Consider the following 2,771-nt stretch of genomic DNA (forward strand, 5'->3'; position numbering starts at 1 on the left):
TTCTTGTCCAACAGGATATCAAGCCATTCAAGATTAAGGATTACTGTGAAAAGCGCGATCCTGATTTTGATGCAAAAATACATAACGTCCTCCTTGTCTATAAGCAGGTTGAAATGCAGTTTGATGAAGCCGGGGAAATCATTATCCCAACGGATAAACCCGTGATCCATACCGTGTCCTGCGATGAAAAGCCGGGTATTCAGGTGCTTTCAACAACGAGTGAAGAACTGCGCCCTACAGATAAAAACGGAGTTGTCATGCGGGATGCAGAATACAAACGCCTAAGTACGTTATCTCTGCTCGCAGGCATTGATCTATTGACAGGGATTGCAATTCCGCTGGTAAGTGAAAGCCATAAGAGTTCCAACTTCATCAATTTTCTGAAAAAGTTTGATGCAATGGATCCGGAAGGGGATGAGATCCGGGTTATATGCGACAATCATTCAGCGCATAAATCAAAAGAAACACAAAACGCCCCTGCGGCCTGCCCGTAAGATAGTTTTGTGTTTGTGTTTACGCCAACGCACGGTTCATGGTTAAACATGACTGAGAGTTTCTTTAGTAAGATGACGAAACAAATGCTCAGAGGCATTCGAGTGAAATCCAAAGAGAAACTTGAACAAAGAATCTTCCTGTATTTTAATGAAGTAAATGCTGAGCCAGTTGTCTATCACTGGAAATATCGTCTTGATAAAATCTCACAGGTTGAAGCTATGGAGGCAACTCTGTAACTAGGGTATAAATATCATCTATTAATTTTTGATTTACTAGTTCTCGAATCTATATAACTATTTTTAATACTTCCAAAATCATAAAGTATTTTGTTAAAGTTGCAAAAATCCTTACATGCTACAGCACTATAACTCTTATTTAGTGCTCTATCAGTGTAAGTACCAATAAGAGTTTTTTGAACATTTAAGCCTAATCTATCAATAATTTGGCATGATATGTATTCTGAAAAAGCACTATTACTATAAGACTGCATTTTTCTATTATTTGTTTTTTTGGTGGCAATTTTAAAAGATATAGCTCATTCTTTATATAGATTCCTATTTTTTACCGTTCCCACCGCCGTAGTTTTTTGCTTGTTCTACCTCATACGTTTCAAATTTATCCATCATTTGTATTCACCTCTTTATTCATAACCTAAATATTTTTGTCTAAGATAAACAGCTTGTTCATAAGTGATACAATTATCCGTACAATAGGCAATATTGATTGATCCGTACAATTCGTCGTAATAACAATCTAATAAACTCGAATTTTCTTTTAATCCTTGAATATAAGCGTCGATATCATGCACTAAATAGCTTGGAAGCCGATTCTCCCATGTCTTCTTCTCCGGAATATTCATAAAATCACCACCTTTAAATTTCTAATTCATCTTTATATTCTGTAATTATATAATAATCCAACAGCTTCTCACAAAGGCTGTAATAAATATCTTGCTCATTCAAACATGTATCCTTTAAGTAAATTGGATCACGATCGTATTCTCGTAAGCCTCTTAAATAGAAAGCTTTGTCCTGATCCAATACGACAAATGGAACTATTTCATTTCTTAAGCATTCTTTGAAGAGTAAGATTCTTCCTACACGTCCATTCCCATCGCTTAAAGGATGAATACGCTCAAATCGAACATGAAAATCAATTAGCTCATCAATGGTTTTCTTTTCTTGATTTTCATATATTTTAAGCAGAGAGTCTAAGTCTTTTTCAACTTTTTCAGGTGCTGACGTCTTGATAACATTAACGATACCAATAATATTTGGCAACACCTTAAATCCTCCGACATTATACCGCGGGTCATATTCATCTGATGTTCCTCTTTTTAATATTTTATGCATTTTAAGAATTAGTTCTTTTGTAAGCGGCTCTTCATAATGATCTAGCATAAAATCAAATAATCGAAAATGATTGAGCGCTTCTATCATATCATCAGCTCTTATCTGCTCACCTTCTTTAGCAATCACAGATCTTGTTTCAAAAATCATTTCCGTTTGTTCTTCAGTTAATCTTGATCCTTCGATTTTATTAGAATTATAAGCAAATAATACCTGTGTAGTATGATAAATATTTCCTTTAAATTTAGATTTTTTCTGCTCAACAAGTTCATTTTTGATGATTTCAGCGTTCATTATAGTTCCTCCTGCAGCTTCTATTATAACACTAATGAGGGATGATCTGCTCAGATGCATAACCCATAATAATCATATCTCAACTGAAAAGTTAAGTTCCACTTCAGGGCAGGACAAGTAGAAATCACTCTTACACAAAGTTCTAGTTGACGTTACTCTTTCATTATGAAGTAATATAAGTAAATACAGACTTCTTGTTGCTTGACGCGAAAGGAACTGAATTCTATGACTTGCAACAAGGTTCTCCATCTTACTTTAACTGAACGCCAAATTATCGAAACGGGGATTTCCCACGGTTCCACGAAAGCCGCCATTGTAACGATTACTGTAAATAGTAAGACTACAGCGGATAACGCTATGCCTAGTACCTGATAAAATAAATAATTAAAATAGGGTGTAGCAGAAAAATCAGCGACCACACTTATGCCCTAACCAACGGACTTGACGCGTTCACTGACATAGGCGCCGATTTCTAAATACATATTGATGAGTTCGGCATTAACGGCTTTCATTGCGCGGGAACGGGCTTTGACGATAATGGCAATCACATCATCGAACTGATGATTTGAAATAGAGAGCAAATTTTCACTCATGCCTGCTCGTCCCCAAGAAATTCTACAATTTCTATTTTCA

The 2,771-nt window shown here is 35.7% G+C and carries 4 protein-coding genes; 1 reads left to right on the top strand and 3 read right to left on the bottom strand.

The window, feature by feature from the left end; all coding sequences use genetic code 11:
- Window positions 1-494, top strand: a 494-nt coding sequence (locus HOLDEFILI_RS20420; protein ID WP_006058531.1) for a transposase, incomplete at its 5' end; no start/stop codon positions are given.
- Between the two features lie 641 nt (window positions 495-1,135).
- Here HOLDEFILI_RS20420 and HOLDEFILI_RS05550 read toward each other — a convergent pair.
- From HOLDEFILI_RS05550 to HOLDEFILI_RS19185, 3 genes are all read right to left on the bottom strand, one after another.
- The gene (locus tag HOLDEFILI_RS05550; RefSeq protein ID WP_050766926.1) at window positions 1,136-1,354 is read right to left on the bottom strand and encodes a hypothetical protein; all 219 of its coding nucleotides are present in this window, start codon (window positions 1,352-1,354) and stop codon (window positions 1,136-1,138) included.
- Window positions 1,355-1,367: 13 nt separating this feature from the next.
- The gene (locus HOLDEFILI_RS05555; RefSeq protein WP_244264307.1) at window positions 1,368-2,138 is read right to left on the bottom strand and encodes a Fic family protein; all 771 of its coding nucleotides are present in this window, start codon (window positions 2,136-2,138) and stop codon (window positions 1,368-1,370) included.
- A 428-nt stretch (window positions 2,139-2,566) separates the two neighbouring features.
- On the bottom strand, window positions 2,567-2,771 hold a 205-nt coding region (locus HOLDEFILI_RS19185), incomplete at its 5' end, for a DUF1016 N-terminal domain-containing protein (protein ID WP_425268560.1).

Source organism: Holdemania filiformis DSM 12042 (assembly GCF_000157995.1).
Classification (GTDB): domain Bacteria; phylum Bacillota_I; class Bacilli_A; order Erysipelotrichales; family Erysipelotrichaceae; genus Holdemania; species Holdemania filiformis.

Excerpts from the sequence above, each read along its gene's own strand:
- HOLDEFILI_RS05550 (WP_050766926.1), bottom strand. The coding sequence starts at position 1,354 with ATGAATATTCCGGAGAAGAAGACATGGGAGAATCGGCTTCCAAGCTAT.
- HOLDEFILI_RS05555 (WP_244264307.1), bottom strand. The coding sequence starts at position 2,138 with ATGAACGCTGAAATCATCAAAAATGAACTTGTTGAGCAGAAAAAATCT.